This window comes from Nocardioides sp., from assembly GCF_024509035.1.
Taxonomy (GTDB): Bacteria; Actinomycetota; Actinomycetes; order Propionibacteriales; family Nocardioidaceae; genus Nocardioides.
In genome coordinates, this window is sequence record NZ_JANINT010000020.1 from 1 (window position 1) to 13,242 (window position 13,242).

At 72.6% G+C, this 13,242-nt stretch carries 12 protein-coding genes; 8 read left to right on the top strand and 4 right to left on the bottom strand.

The annotated features are described in order from the left end of the window. The 6 genes from Q0L15_RS02275 to Q0L15_RS02300 form a co-directional block, all read left to right on the top strand. On the top strand, positions 1–1,964 hold a 1,964-nt coding region (locus tag Q0L15_RS02275; protein WP_296601956.1), incomplete at its 5' end, for a protein meaA. After that, entirely contained in the window at positions 1,961–2,584 is a 624-nt protein-coding gene (locus tag Q0L15_RS02280) for a histidine phosphatase family protein (RefSeq protein WP_296601958.1), read from the top strand. The genes Q0L15_RS02275 and Q0L15_RS02280, both read left to right, overlap by 4 nt. A gap of 21 nt (positions 2,585–2,605) precedes the next feature. Further along, the gene (locus tag Q0L15_RS02285; protein ID WP_296601959.1) at positions 2,606–2,788 is read left to right on the top strand and encodes a hypothetical protein; all 183 of its coding nucleotides are present in this window, start codon (positions 2,606–2,608) and stop codon (positions 2,786–2,788) included. Positions 2,789–2,840: 52 nt separating this feature from the next. Further along, positions 2,841–3,365 carry a ferritin gene (locus tag Q0L15_RS02290; protein WP_296601960.1) on the top strand — a complete coding sequence of 175 codons (525 nt, stop codon included), beginning with the start codon at positions 2,841–2,843 and terminating at the stop codon, positions 3,363–3,365. A gap of 132 nt (positions 3,366–3,497) precedes the next feature. After that, positions 3,498–4,559 (top strand): phosphatase PAP2 family protein, encoded by a 1,062-nt coding sequence (locus Q0L15_RS02295; RefSeq protein ID WP_296601962.1) that lies wholly within the window; start codon positions 3,498–3,500, stop codon positions 4,557–4,559. After that, a complete protein-coding gene (locus tag Q0L15_RS02300; protein ID WP_296601963.1) occupies positions 4,556–6,388 on the top strand; it encodes an MFS transporter in 1,833 nt (610 codons plus the stop codon). Before Q0L15_RS02295 ends, Q0L15_RS02300 begins: the two co-directional genes overlap by 4 nt. Before the next feature lie 4 nt (positions 6,389–6,392). Here Q0L15_RS02300 and Q0L15_RS02305 read toward each other — a convergent pair whose 3' ends face one another. From Q0L15_RS02305 to Q0L15_RS02315, 3 genes are all read right to left on the bottom strand, one after another. Next, a complete protein-coding gene (locus Q0L15_RS02305; RefSeq protein ID WP_296601964.1) occupies positions 6,393–6,962 on the bottom strand; it encodes a hypothetical protein in 570 nt (189 codons plus the stop codon). Beyond that, positions 6,955–8,799, bottom strand: a complete 1,845-nt coding sequence (locus Q0L15_RS02310) for a right-handed parallel beta-helix repeat-containing protein (protein ID WP_296601965.1) — start codon at positions 8,797–8,799, stop codon at positions 6,955–6,957. Before Q0L15_RS02310 ends, Q0L15_RS02305 begins: the two co-directional genes overlap by 8 nt. 83 nt (positions 8,800–8,882) lie before the next feature. Further along, positions 8,883–9,923, bottom strand: coding sequence for an alpha/beta hydrolase (locus tag Q0L15_RS02315; RefSeq protein WP_296601966.1), 1,041 nt, complete (start codon positions 9,921–9,923; stop codon positions 8,883–8,885). An 84-nt stretch (positions 9,924–10,007) separates the two neighbouring features. On the opposite strand from Q0L15_RS02315, the gene Q0L15_RS02320 reads away from it, so the two are divergent. Then, a complete protein-coding gene (locus Q0L15_RS02320; RefSeq protein ID WP_296601968.1) occupies positions 10,008–10,952 on the top strand; it encodes an FAD-dependent oxidoreductase in 945 nt (314 codons plus the stop codon). Here Q0L15_RS02320 and Q0L15_RS02325 read toward each other — a convergent pair. After that, the gene (locus Q0L15_RS02325) at positions 10,924–12,354 is read right to left on the bottom strand and encodes an MFS transporter (RefSeq protein ID WP_296601970.1); all 1,431 of its coding nucleotides are present in this window, start codon (positions 12,352–12,354) and stop codon (positions 10,924–10,926) included. The two genes, Q0L15_RS02320 and Q0L15_RS02325, sit on opposite strands and share 29 nt — an antisense overlap. A 103-nt stretch (positions 12,355–12,457) precedes the next feature. Between Q0L15_RS02325 and Q0L15_RS02330 the strand changes: the two genes are divergently transcribed. Then, positions 12,458–13,242, top strand: a 785-nt coding sequence (locus tag Q0L15_RS02330) for a helix-turn-helix transcriptional regulator (RefSeq protein WP_296601971.1), incomplete at its 3' end; no start/stop codon positions are given.

Genomic DNA, 13,242 nt, shown 5'->3' on the forward strand with positions numbered 1-13,242 from the left:
TGCGCACCTACGCCGGGCACTCGACCGCCGCGGCGTCCAACGCGCTCTACCGCACCAACCTCGCGAAGGGGCAGACCGGCCTGTCGGTCGCCTTCGACCTGCCGACCCAGACCGGCTACGACCCCGACTCGCCGCTGGCGCGCGGCGAGGTCGGCAAGGTCGGCGTCCCGGTGCCGCACCTGGGGGAGATGCGACGACTGTTCGAGGAGATCCCGCTGACGGGGATGAACACCTCGATGACGATCAACGCCACCGCGATGTGGCTGCTGGCGATGTACCAGGTGGTCGCCGAGGAGCAGAACCCCGACCTGAGCCCCGACGAGGTCGCGGCCCAGCTCGCCGGGACCACCCAGAACGACATCATCAAGGAGTACCTCTCGCGCGGGACCTACGCGTTCCCGCCGGAGCACTCGATGCGGCTGATCGCCGACGTCATCTCCTACACGGTCCACCAGATCCCGAAGTGGAACCCCATCAACATCTGCAGCTACCACCTGCAGGAGGCGGGCGCGACGCCGACGCAGGAGCTGGCCTACGCGCTGTGCACCGCGATCGCCGTCCTCGACGCGGTGAAGGCGGCCGGTCAGGTCTCCGACGACGACTTCGAGAAGGTCGTCGGCCGGATCTCGTTCTTCGTCAACGCCGGCGTGCGGTTCATCGAGGAGACCTGCAAGATGCGGGCGTTCGTCCAGCTGTGGGACGAGATCACCCGCGAGCGCTACGGGGTGCAGGACCCCAAGATGCGCCGCTTCCGCTACGGCGTCCAGGTCAACTCGCTCGGCCTGACCGAGGCGCAGCCCGAGAACAACGTGCAGCGCATCGTGCTCGAGATGCTCGGCGTGACGCTGTCGAAGGACGCCCGCGCCCGCGCGGTGCAGCTCCCCGCGTGGAACGAGGCGCTCGGGCTGCCGCGGCCGTGGGACCAGCAGTGGTCGCTGCGTCTCCAGCAGGTCCTCGCCTACGAGTCCGACCTGCTGGAGTACGACGACATCTTCGCCGGCTCGCACGTCATCGAGGCCAAGGTCGCCGAGCTGGTCGCCAGTGCCCGCGCCGAGATCGACCGGGTCCAGGCCATGGGCGGCGCGATCGAGGCCGTCGAGTACATGAAGCAGGAGCTGGTCTCCTCCCACGCCGCCCGGCGCGCCCGCATCGAGTCCGGCGAGGAGAAGATCGTCGGCGTCAACTGCTTCGAGACCACCGAGCCCTCGCCGCTCACCGCGGATCTCGACTCCGCGATCATGACGGCCGACCCGGACGCCGAGAAGGCCGCGATCGCGAGCCTCGAGGCGTGGAAGGAGCAGCGCGACGAGGCCGAGGTCACCGAGGCGCTCGCGGCGCTGGCAGACGCGGCCACGACCGGCGCGAACCTGATGGGTCCCACGCTGGTGGCGGCCCGGGCGGGCGCGACGACCGGCGAGTGGGCGGCCACCCTGCGCGAGGTGTTCGGGGAGTACCGCGGACCGACGGGCGTGAGCGGAGCCGTGGGTGTGGCAGAGGCCGGTGCCGGGCTCGCCGCGGTGCGCGAGCGGGTGCGCGAGACCGGTGCCGAGCTCGGCGGACGGCTGCGGCTGCTGGTCGGCAAGCCCGGCCTCGACGGGCACTCCAACGGCGCCGAGCAGATCGCCGTGCGCGCTCGCGACGCGGGCTTCGAGGTCATCTACCAGGGCATCCGGCTGACCCCCGAGCAGATCGTCGCCGCGGCGGTCGCCGAGGACGTGCACTGCGTCGGCCTCTCGATCCTCTCCGGCTCGCACATGGAGCTGGTGCCCGCGGTGCTCGACGGGCTGCGCGAGGCGGGCATGGGCGAGGTGCCCGTGGTGGTCGGCGGCATCATCCCCGAGTCCGACGGGCGGCGCCTGCGCGAGCTGGGCGTGGCCGCGGTCTACACCCCCAAGGACTTCGGGATGACCGAGATCATGGGCGGCATCGTCGACGTGATCAGGAAGGCCAACGATCTCGGGTGAGCTCCCTCCAGTGCCCGGCTCGCATCTTCCTCGCCCGCCACGGCGAGGCGGAGTACGAGACGACGCTGGTCACCGATGACGGCGGCAGCCTGACCGGGCGTGGTCGCGAGCAGTCCCGGGCGCTCGCCGACCGGCTGCGCGGCGAGCGGATCGCGCGGGTGTGGAGCAGCCCGCTCTCGCGGGCGGTGCAGACCGCCGAGATCGCCGCGGCCGCGCTGGGCGTCGACGTGGTCGTCCGCGAGGGGCTGCGCGAGTACGGCGTCGGCTCGCTCGCGGGGACCGACGCGGACGAGGCAGCGACGATCGACCCCGTCTTCCGGGCCTGGACCGAGGGCGACGACTCGGCCACGATCCCCGGCGGCGAGAGCATCGCCGGGATCGTCGATCGGGTTCGAGCGGTCCTCCAGGAGATCGCCGACGCCCATCCCGGCGAGGCGGTCCTGGTGGTGGCGCACGGTGGGACGATCCAGATGAGCCTCCCCGAGCTGGTGGGCCGGCCGCGATCGGCGGCGTACGGCTTCGTTCTGCCCGGCGGTGGTGCCATCACCCTCGAGGCGGACGCCGATGGGTGGCGTCTCGTGCCGTGGGATCTCGATCACGATGAGGTAAGGCTGCCCTAACCCGTCTGGTAGCCTGCGGGGGTGGCCAAGACCCGGAAGCTCCCCAAGACGGAGTGCTGCGCGTCGAAGACCAAGTGCGGCCGCTGCCCGCTGCGGATGCTGAAGGAAGGCACCCTGCCGGCGGGGTATACGGTCAAGAAGCGCAAGCTGGTCCGGGTCGACGGCAAGAAGGTCACCAAGAAGAAGCTCGCGAAGGCCGCCTGAGCCGACCGCCGGGCACGCCGCCCGATCAGACCGTCCTCCGAGGAGCACCAACGTGGCCGCACCCCGCTTCACCGAGCAGCTCAACGTCCAGATCGGCAACGAGCTCGCCGCCCACAACCAGTACCTCGCGTGCGCGGTCTACTACGACGCCCTGACGATGCCCCAGATGGCGGCGTTCTTCTACGCCCAGGCGCTCGAGGAGCGCGCGCACGCCGCGATGATGATCCAGTACCTCCTCGACACCGACGCGGACGTCGTCATTCCCGCCGTCGAGGCCCCCGTCAACACCTTCGAGGACGTGGTCGCGCCGGTGGCGCTCGCGCTCCAGCAGGAGAAGCGGGTCACCGAGCAGATCAACGGCCTGCTGCGCATCGCCCGCGCCGAGGGCGACTACGCCTCCGAGCAGTTCATGCAGTGGTTCATCAAGGAGCAGGTCGAGGAGGTCGCCACGATGAGCGACCTGCTGGCCGTCACCACCCGCAACCGCGACGACATCGCGGACATCGAGGAGTACGTCGCGCGCGAGCAGAAGGGCGAGGCGGTCGACCCGACCGCGCCGCGTCAGGCCGGCGCGTAGCGGCTCGACCGGTCCCGTCGGTGGCGCTCGCCCGGTCGTCGCCGCGCGCCGACCGCCACTCTCGCTATGCTCCCGGGAGGGGCCGCCCTGTCTGCGTCCAGGCGTGCCGAGGGTGAGCACGAGGTGGGAACGATGAGCAGCGGATCGATGCCGGGGCGTGAGGCGCTCCGGCTGACGTCGTGGGTGTGGGCACTCACGGCCGTGTTCGCGTCGGTGGCGCTGCTGCGCTCCGAGCACCTCGGCATCCCGTTGCGCGACCCGGGCGGCGCCATGTTCCGCGGCCGGCTGACCACCGCGGTCACGATCCTGGTCGTGCTGGCCCTCGCCGACGCGCTCGTCCGCGGGGTGCGCAGGGGACCGCTGCGGTGGTCCCTGCCCGAGGCGGTCCGCCACCTGCGTGCACGCTGGACGTGGCAGCGGATCCTGCTCGTGGCGTCGGGCCTGCTGGCGTACCACGTCGTCTACATCAGCTACCGCAACCTGAAGAGCTGGGACGCCCTCAACACCCCGCGCGACGACGACCTCCTCGCCGCGGAGCGGTGGCTCTTCCTCGGGCACAGTCCCGCGACGCTCCTGCACGACCTGCTCGGGGACCAGCAGGCCGCGGTCGTGCTCGCCGTCATCTACCGCTCGTTCACCTACCTGGTGCCGCTCTCGGTGGTCGGCACGCTCGCGCTCCTGCCGCGCGTGCGCCAGGCCTACGTCATGCTCTGCTCGGCCCTCTGGGTCTGGATCCTGGGCCTCGGGTCCTACTACCTCATCCCGACGCTCGGCCCGTTCGCCTCGGCGCCCGACGAGTTCGCCGGGCTGCGGCCGACCGCGATCACCTCCACCCAGACCACGTACCTCGCGGAGCGCGCCCACTTCCTCGCCGACCCGCAGGCGGGCGACGCGTTCGTGAGCATCTCGGCGTTCGCGAGCCTCCATGTGGGCTTCACCTGCACGGTGCTGCTGGTCACCCGCTACTACGGCTGGCGGCGGACGTCCCACGTCCTGACCGCCTACCTGGCGCTGGTCATGGTCGCCACCGTCTACTTCGGCTGGCACTTCGTGGTCGACGACGTCGCCGGCGTCCTGCTCGCCCTGGTCGCGTTCACGCTGGGGCGGTGGATGGTCGAGCCCGTCGGACGGGGCCCGGACACCGTCGCCGAGTCCGAGGCCGACGACCAGGATGACGCCGTGGCCACGGCATGAGCTCGGCCGCGCGCACGCTCACCGTCGACCCACCGGTCGTCGGCGAGGTGCCGCTCCCGCGGCGTCCGGTGCTCGGGTCGCGCCTCGACCGGGCCCTCCACTCGCCGGTGCTGTTCGCGATGGTGCTCTCCGGGACCGCCCAGATCGTCTGGTGGCGCTTCTTCGCCACGGCGGGCGGCGACATCGCGGCCCAGGACGCGTGGGCGGAGTTCGCGCGGCTGCACCCCGGCAGCGCCTACAACCTGTCGTGGTACGGCGGGATGCACCCGGTCTCCTACAGCGTCTTGTCGCCCTACCTGATGGCCGCCGTGGGCGTCCGGACCACCCTGGTGGTCGCGGGCACCCTCGCCGCCGGTCTCCTGGCCTGGCTGCTGGTCGGTCGACGCCGCAGCGACGCGCGGACGCTGGCCGTCGCGGGCTACGGTGCGCTGGCGCTCCTGGGCAACGCCGTCTCCGGCCGGGTCACCTTCGCGCTGGGCACGCTGTTCGCGCTGGTCGCCATCTGCCTGCTGGTGGGCTGGCCGCGACGACGTTCGTCGGGCGTCGCGCTGCGACCGGCCCGTGGCGCCGCGGTGGCCCTCGCTGCCGGGCTGGCCACCGCCGCGAGCCCGGTCGCGGGGCTCTTCCTGGGCCTGGTCGCGGCCACCTTGTGGCTCGGCCGTCAGCGGGCCGCGTCGTACATCCTGGGTCTCCCGCCGGTGGCGGTCGTCGCGCTCGCGGCGGTGCTCTTCCCGTTCTCCGGGACCCAGCCGATGCCGTGGTACTCCACGATCCTGCCGGTGCTCGCCGCGGTGGCCGTGGCGATCTCCGTGCCCGCGAGCTGGCGCAGCGTGCGGCTGGCGGCGGTGCTCTACGCCGTGGCCGTCGTCCTCGTGTGGCTCATCCCGTCGCCGATCGGCACCAACGTCTCCCGGCTCGGGCTGCTCTTCGGCGGGGTGGTGCTGGTCACCGCTGCCGCCACCGGCGGGTGGCGCGCCTCGTCCCTCGCCGGTCGGCTCGGGCCGGCGGCCGCCCGGGTGCTCCTGGTCGTCGCGATCCTCACCACGTCGATCTGGCAGGTGGCCACGGCCGCCCGGGACGCCGTCGGTGCGAGCGGTCAGACGTCCTGGGGGTCGGACATCGACCCGGTGCTCGAGCAGCTCGAGCTGCGCCGCGCCGACCTGGGGCGCGTCGAGGTGGTCCCGACCCGCAGCCACCGCGAGGCTGCCGTGTTCGCGCCCCACGTGCCTCTGGCCCGGGGGTGGAACCGGCAGGCGGACGCGGAACGCAACCGGCTCTTCTACCGGGACCGCCCGCTGACCGAGCAGGCCTACCGTCGCTGGCTGCACCGGTGGGCCGTGCAGTACGTCGTGCTCTCCACGGCCCAGCCCGACGCCGCGGCGGTCGCCGAGACCGACCTGATCAACGGCGGGCTGCCCTACCTCGAGCCGGTCTGGTCCGACGAGCACTGGACGCTCTACGCCGTACGCCGACCCACGCCCCTGGTGTCTCCGCCGGCCCGCGTGGTGTCCTTCGACGCCGAGCACCTGACGCTGTTCACCCCGAGTGCCGGCGACGTCGTGGTCCGGATCGCCGACTCGCCGTGGCTCAGCGTGGTCGACGTCGACCGGACCGTCGACGTGGAGGCCTCGTTCGTCCAGCGGTACCTGACCGAGCCGTGCCTGTCGGGCCTGGACGCGGCGGACGCGGTGGGCCCGGTGGGCCCGGTGGATGCGGCCGGGAGCGTGCATCCACGCCGGGACAACTGGCTCGTGCTGCACGCGCCCTCGGCCGGCACCTACCGGATCTCGGCGCCCTACAAGCTGCCCCGAGGCACCTCCTGCCCGTGACCGGTCAGCCGGGAGGGCGCGAGGTGGCGGTCGAGTGGGGACAGAAGGCCTCGCGGGGCGAGCCGGTGTGGAGCTCTTCCGGCAGCGTGAGCGTCACCGTGTCGTCGAGGACCGACGGCAGCCCGACCTGCTCGGTGCGCACGGCGACCTCGGTGACGAACGCCCCGGCCCGGGCCGAGAGCGTCTCGCAGCCGCCCATCCGCAGCGAGAGCGTCACCTGGGTCGACTCACCGGGGGAGAGGCGCACGGTCGAACGGCCGGTCGCATCGGTGAGACCGGTGTAGGTGAAGAGCCTGCTCGGCGGCTGCTCGGCGGCCAGGCCGGTCACCGTGACCGGGAGCCTGCCGTCGTTGGTGAGCTCGAAGCTGTAGCGCAGCGTCCCGCCGTCGTCGTACCTCACCTGGCGCACGGTGCGGTCGGCGATCGCGAACACCCCGGTCGCCTCGGTGCCCGAGACCGACGTCGGACCGCCGGCCCGCAGCGCCGGCGCCGACCGGGCCACCGCGACGCCGCCGCCGGCCAGGAGTACCAGGAGGAGCACGGCGAGCAGGCCGGCCCGCCGGCTCCTACGCATCGGCCCGGCGGCGACGTCGCAGCCCGAGCACCAGCCCCAGCGCCGCTCCGGTGGCCGCGATCGGGGCGATCAGCACGGCGCCGCTCGACGGCTCGTCGGGTGCCGCCTTCGCGGCCGCGGGCTTCGTCGGGCTGTCGAACCACTCACAGGCCGGCGGGTGCTTCCAGCTCGGGTCGGCGCGGTCGTACTGGCTGCAGGTCAAGAAGCCCGCGTCCTTGACGGCCGCCCCGGGCAGGAAGACCGAGCCACCGGCCGCGCACGAGGGCGGCGGGACCGTGAAGTTGTCGGTCCTGCCGGCCGAGCCGTAGTGGTTGTCCTCCCAGCAGTTGCCGATGCCCTGGTCGTCCCACCAGTGGTCCAGGCCGTTGGGCCGCTCGTCGCCCGACGGGTCGATGCCCATCTGGTTCGCGAACGTGTGGTTGTGGTTGGACGTGTCGTAGAGGTGCGTGGGGTCGTAGTCGTCGCGCAGCGGTGCGGGCACCCAGAACTGCATGGTCCCGTAGCGCCAGTTGTCGTAGATCCAGTTGTGGTCGGTCGAGTCGTAGTTGCCGCCGGCGATCAGCACGCCGGTGCCGACCGGGGTCGGGACCACCGGGCACACCGTGCCCTGCATGTAGCCGCGCTGCTCCATCGGCTTGTCGCAGACGCCGGTGTCGACGAACTCGGTGTACCAGTTGGTGTTGTTGGAGTAGATGCGGTTGTGGCTCCACCGGGCGTGGTCCTGCGGCAGGCCCGGGTGGCCCGGGAACAGCGAGTCGGTGGCGATGCCGGTGGCGTTGTCGTGGAAGTCGTTGTGGTGCGCCCAGATCGAGTTCCCGGCCGTGCCGGAGTAGCCGAGCGTGTTGTCGTGGCTGTCGTTGCGCCGGATCTCGATCGCGTAGCGGGTGGCCTCGAAGTCGGTGTTGTCGGCGTTGAGGTCGGAGCCGGAGCCGGGGTAGATCCCGGAGTCGCCGTTGTAGTAGGCCTCGGAGCGCTGGATCAGGCCGTGGTCGCTGGCGAACGCGAGGATGCCGTACTCGTCGTTGCCCCGGGCCACGACGCGGTCGATGACGAAGCCGTCGGTCTCCAGCACGTAGATCGCGTTGAACTCCGCCTGCTGGAACGTCATGTTGCTCAGGTAGAGCCCGCCGGCCCGGTCGGCGCGGATCGCGTTGAGCTTGGCGAAGCGGTTGTCGACCACCACGTCGGCCGGCGAGCGTCCGGTGCCGACCAGCTGCAGGCCGCAGAAGCGGCTGTCGCAACGGATGCTGTCGTTGCCGGGTGTCTGGTCGCCGAAGACCGCGATCAGGTTGAGGTTGTGGGCACACCGGCGCTGGTCGGCGTACGACAGGGCGATCGGGTTGGACTCGCCGGCCGCGGCGGCGGCCTTGTCGGCGCCGGGGTCGGGCGAGGAGAGGCTGCCGATGTACTCCGAGAACGGAAGCGGTGACTTCGAGGCCGTCTGCAGGTGGGAGCAGTAGTCGCTGCGCCCGGCCTTGGCGTACTTCGACTCGTGGTAGGTCCCGGGCAGCACGTAGACGGAGGTCCGCCGCTTGCTGATCGAGTCGATCGCGTCCTGGATCGACCGGTAGCGGCAGGAGGGCAGCAGGCGCTCGTTGCGGGTCTTGACCGGGCCCGCCGGCATCGCCGCGATGAGCTTGGCGCTGTCGCGCTGGCACACGACCCGGGCCCGGGGGTTGTCGTAGCCGAGGAACGACGGACGGTGGCCCGTCCCGTCGGGGAACTGCGCGGGTCGCTCCTCGTGGGCGGTGGCCGGTCCGGCCCCGGCGAGCACCGTGAGGGCGACGAGCGCGGCGGCCAGGGGAGCGAGCGCGGCGGCACGGAAGCGACGTGTCATCGGGAGCACCTTTCGTCGATGCCCCAACGACCCCGCGAACGCGGGGGTTACGCGCCGGTCACCCCGGCGGGTGGCTCAGCAGGTCACCTGAGCCAGCGCAGCACCGCGCCGCGCACGTCGGCCGCGGAGCGCTCCAGCGGGAGGGCGCTGCCGGCTCGGGCGAACGTGCGGGAGGTGACCTCGGTCCGGTACGAGTCGGCCTGCTGGGCGCGCGCGGCCGGCCGGTGGAGCGCGTCACGCGCGCCGTAGAGCAGCAGCACGGGCGCGTCGACCCGGCCGGCTGCGAGACTGGAGGCCAGCAGGAGCGGGCTCAGGCTGGTGACGTCGCCGCAGGGGTCCTCGGAGCGCAGCCGCGCCGCGGCCTTCTGGATCTCGGTGGTCGCGCTGGCGAACATCAAGGAGCGGTAGGCGGCTCCGGTCGCGGCCAGCGGTGCGTAGTCGGCGCTGCCCGCGCAGGCGGCGCTCTGGCGGGCGGCGGTGCGGGTCGCGAGCGAGGTGGCGCCGCGGTCGGTCCACGACATCAGCACGAGGCCCTCGACGTCGTCGAACGTGCCGGCCTCGACCTGGGCGATCGCGGCTCCGACCGCGTGCCCGTGGGTGACCACGGACGCCGCCGCCGGGGTCGTGCCGTGACTGGGGTCGGCGTAGACGTAGCGCCCCGACTTCAGGTGCTGGACGACCTGGTGGAGCATGTCCGCCTGCGCGCCGAGACACGTGGCGTCGCCGTTCGCGAGCCGGCTCGCGCCGTAGCCGAGTCGGTCGAGCACCAGCGAGGTCTCGCCGTGACGGGCGAGCTGGCGCGCGTAGTCGTAGGAGCGGTGGCCGGGCAGCTGCCAGAACCATGCGCCGGCGCCGAGGTCGTGCACGAGCACGTTGACCCGGATCGGTCCGCTGTGGCCGTCGAGCGCCTTGCGCGGTCCGACCAGGCGGCCGCGCACCTCGTAGCTCTGGTTGTCCGGCAGGCACAGCACCGAGGTGGCGTTGGTGTTCTCGAGGTCGAAGACCACCTGGCGGGCGAGGACCGCGGGCCGGGCGGCGGGGCCCGTCGGCGCGGCGGGTGCCGGGGCAGCCACGAGCGTGGCGCCGAGCAGGGCGGTCAGGAGTCCGAGCAGCATCAACCTCACGGCTGTTGAACCTACGTCAATAGTGCGGTCGCCGAAATGTGAGGTTGTTCGCGTCGGATCGGGGTTTCGGGCCAGACTGCAGCCATGGTGACCAGTGCGGACCGGGTGATCGTGGTCGGCGCGGGCGTGGTCGGGCTGACCTGCGCCGTACGTCTCCTCGAGGCCGGCCACCGGGTCGACGTGATCGCCCGGGACCTGCCGCTCGAGACGGCGTCCGCGGTCGCGGCGGCCTTCTGGTACCCCCACCGCGGGCTTCCCCAGGAGCGGGTCGCCGCGTGGGCCGCGACGTCGTACGCCGTCTTCGACGCGCTCGCCGACACCGACCCGGAGTCCGGGGTGCGGATGGTGCCCGGCACCGAGGTCTTCGTCGCGGCCGAGCCCGACCCCTGGTGGGGCAACGCCGTGTCGGGCCTCGCGCGGACGCGCGACCTGCCGCACGGCTGGGTGGACGGCTGGACGTTCACGACGGCGGTGGTCGACACCCACGTCTACCTGGCGTGGCTGGCCGACCGGGTGGAGCGGCTCGGCGGCACGATCACCCGCCTCAACCTCTCCGCGCTGCCGACCGGCCACGGCCTGGTCGTCAACTGCAGCGGGCTCGGGGCCCGGTTGCTCGGCGCGGACCGCACGGTCGTTCCCGTGCGCGGTGAGATGGTCGTGGTCGAGCAGACCGGCATCGATCGCTGGTGGCTGGACCGCTCGGGTCCGACGTACGTCGTGCCGCGCGAGCGTGACGTCGTGGTCGGCGCCAGCGAGGTCGAGGGGGAGTGGAGCCGGACGGCGTCGCCCGCCGCCGCCCAGGCCATCCTCGAGCGGGCGACCCGACTGGTGCCGCAGCTGCGCGGGGCGCGGGTGCTGCGGCACCGGGTCGGGCTGCGACCGGTGCGGCCGGCGGTCCGGGTCGAGCGGGTCGGCGACGTCATCCACTGCTACGGCCACGGCGGAGCAGGTGTCACGCTCAGCTGGGGCGCCGCCGACGAGGTCGTCGCGCTCGCCGAGGTCAGCGCCGCGGCTCGAGCAGGCGGGTGAGCCCGGCGATGACCACCATGACGGCGCCGAGCAGGTACGCCGTCGGCGCGAACCCGTCGGTCTGGGCGAGGTAGACCGAACCGATCACGGCGGCGCCGAGGCCGAGCCCCGCCTGCATCGTGGTGATCAACAGCCCGCTGCCGAGGCCGGCCATGTGCCCGGGGACCTGGCTGAGCACGATGCCGATCAGCGGCGACCAGACCAGGCCGAAGCCGATGCCGATGACGGCGACGGCCGGGAGTGCGGGGGCGGTGTCGGCGATGCCGGCGGCGCCCAGCCAGGCGAACCCACCGGCGGCGACCAGCGAACCGAGGGTCAGCACCCAGACGCCGTACCTCGGGACGAGGCGCCCGCCGGCCAGCGAGGCGACCAGGAAGCCCAGCGACATCGGCAGCAGGCTCGCCCCGATCTCGAGGGGGGTGCGTCCCGCGACCTGCGTGGCGTAGCCGTAGACGAACATGAAGCCGCCGAACGCCAGGAAGAACGGCAGCCCGGCGACGAGCCCGACGCTGATGCTGCGGAAGCGGAACAGCGCCGGCGGCACGAGAGGGGAGCCTCCGAGGGCCTCGAGGTGGCGCTGCCACCACACGAGGACGGCCAGGACCGGCAGCACGGCCGCCAGGCAGGCCCACGTCCAGGCCGGCCAGCCGGTGGCACGGCCCTCGGTGAGCGGCAGCACGAGGAGCGTGAGAGCGGTGCCGAGGAGGCCGGCGCCGACCAGGTCGAGAGCGGGCCGGGTCGGCGCCTTGGTCTCCGGCACGAAGCGCCACACCCCGAGCATCACCAGGGCCGCGATCGGGACGTTGACCCAGAAGATCGAGCGCCACCCGAGGTCGGAGTCGCTCAGGGTGCCGCCGATGAGGAAGGCGAGGGAGGTGCCGAGACCGGCGCTCGCGCCGAACCAGGCCAGCGCCCGGGTGCGGTGGTGGCCCTCGTTGGCGGCGTGCAGGGTGGCCAGCACCTGCGGCGCGACCAGCGCGGCCGAGGCACCCTGCACGAAGCGGGCTCCCACCAGCTGGCCGGAGGTCTGCGCGAACGCGCAGAGCAGGCTCGTGACCGCGAAGACGACCATGCCGAGTGCGAGCAGTCGCTTGCGTCCGAAGCCGTCGCCGAGGCGGCCGCCGGTGGCGACCAGGCTCGCGTAGACGACGCCGTACGCCGTCACCACGAGCTGGAGGACCGCGGGGGTGGCGCCGAGGTCGGTGCCGATCGAGCCGAGCGCGACGTTGACGGTGAAGAACGACATGATCGGGATCATCACGGCGGCCAGCGCGGCGGCCAGGCCGAGCGGGTGCATCTTCAACGGGGCCTGCGTGGTGTCCGGGGCGAGTGTGCCCCGTGCGTCCGGGAGGCCCGGGGTCTGCCCGGCCGAGGTGCCGGGGCCGGTCGTCTGTGTCGTCATGCCGACCAGCGTGGGGGCGGCCGTGTCCTGGTGGTGAGAGCCTGTCGATCCTGGTACCGGCAGTAACTGGATACTGGCTCCGTTTGGGTCCACCATGGAGCACATGCCCGACAGTCGCCGCACCGAGCTCGCGGACTTCCTGCGCTCGCGCCGCGAGCGCCTCTCGCCCGAGGACGTCGGTCTGCCCGCGGGCGGCCGGCGGCGGACGCCGGGCCTGCGTCGCGAGGAGGTCGCGCTGCTCGCCGGGGTCGGGGTGACCTGGTACACCTGGCTCGAGCAGGGGCGCGACATCAACGCGTCGGTGCAGGTGCTCGAGGCGATCGCGCGGACGCTGCGCATGGATGCCCAGGAGCGTTGGCACCTCTTCCAGCTGGCCGGCGTCACGCTGGTCGCGCCGGCCCGGGAGTGCCCCGAAGCCGCGCCGGGGCTGCAGAAGATGCTCGACCAGCTCGACCCGTTCCCTGCTGTGGTGCTCTCGCCGCGCTGGGACATCGTGGCCTACAACCGTGGCTACAACTGGCTGGGCGGCGACATCGACGCCATCGATCCCGGCGAGCGCAACCAGGCCTGGCTGTTCTTCACCCACGAGCACTGGAGGGGCCTGTGCGTGCGCCGAGGCGAGGCGATGACCCACATGGTCGGGGCGATGCGGATGGCGATGGGCCAGCAGCTCGACGACCCGCTCTGGCCGCGGCTGGTGCAGCGACTGCGCGAGGCCTCCGAGGAGTTCGACACGATCTGGCGGCGCCACGACGTCGTCGACCGGGCACTCCCGGCCAAGGACTTCCGCAGCGCGGTGGGGGAGCTGCGCCTGGAGTCCCACCGGTTCGGGATCGGCCAGTCCGGGGTCAACCGGATGATGGTCTACCTGCCGCGCGACGACGTCAC

Excerpts from the sequence above, each read along its gene's own strand:
- Q0L15_RS02295 (WP_296601962.1), top strand. The coding sequence starts at position 3,498 with ATGAGCAGCGGATCGATGCCGGGGCGTGAGGCGCTCCGGCTGACGTCG.
- Q0L15_RS02300 (WP_296601963.1), top strand. The coding sequence starts at position 4,556 with ATGAGCTCGGCCGCGCGCACGCTCACCGTCGACCCACCGGTCGTCGGC.
- Q0L15_RS02305 (WP_296601964.1), bottom strand. The coding sequence starts at position 6,962 with ATGCGTAGGAGCCGGCGGGCCGGCCTGCTCGCCGTGCTCCTCCTGGTA.
- Q0L15_RS02310 (WP_296601965.1), bottom strand. The coding sequence starts at position 8,799 with ATGACACGTCGCTTCCGTGCCGCCGCGCTCGCTCCCCTGGCCGCCGCG.
- Q0L15_RS02320 (WP_296601968.1), top strand. The coding sequence starts at position 10,008 with ATGGTGACCAGTGCGGACCGGGTGATCGTGGTCGGCGCGGGCGTGGTC.
- Q0L15_RS02325 (WP_296601970.1), bottom strand. The coding sequence starts at position 12,354 with ATGACGACACAGACGACCGGCCCCGGCACCTCGGCCGGGCAGACCCCG.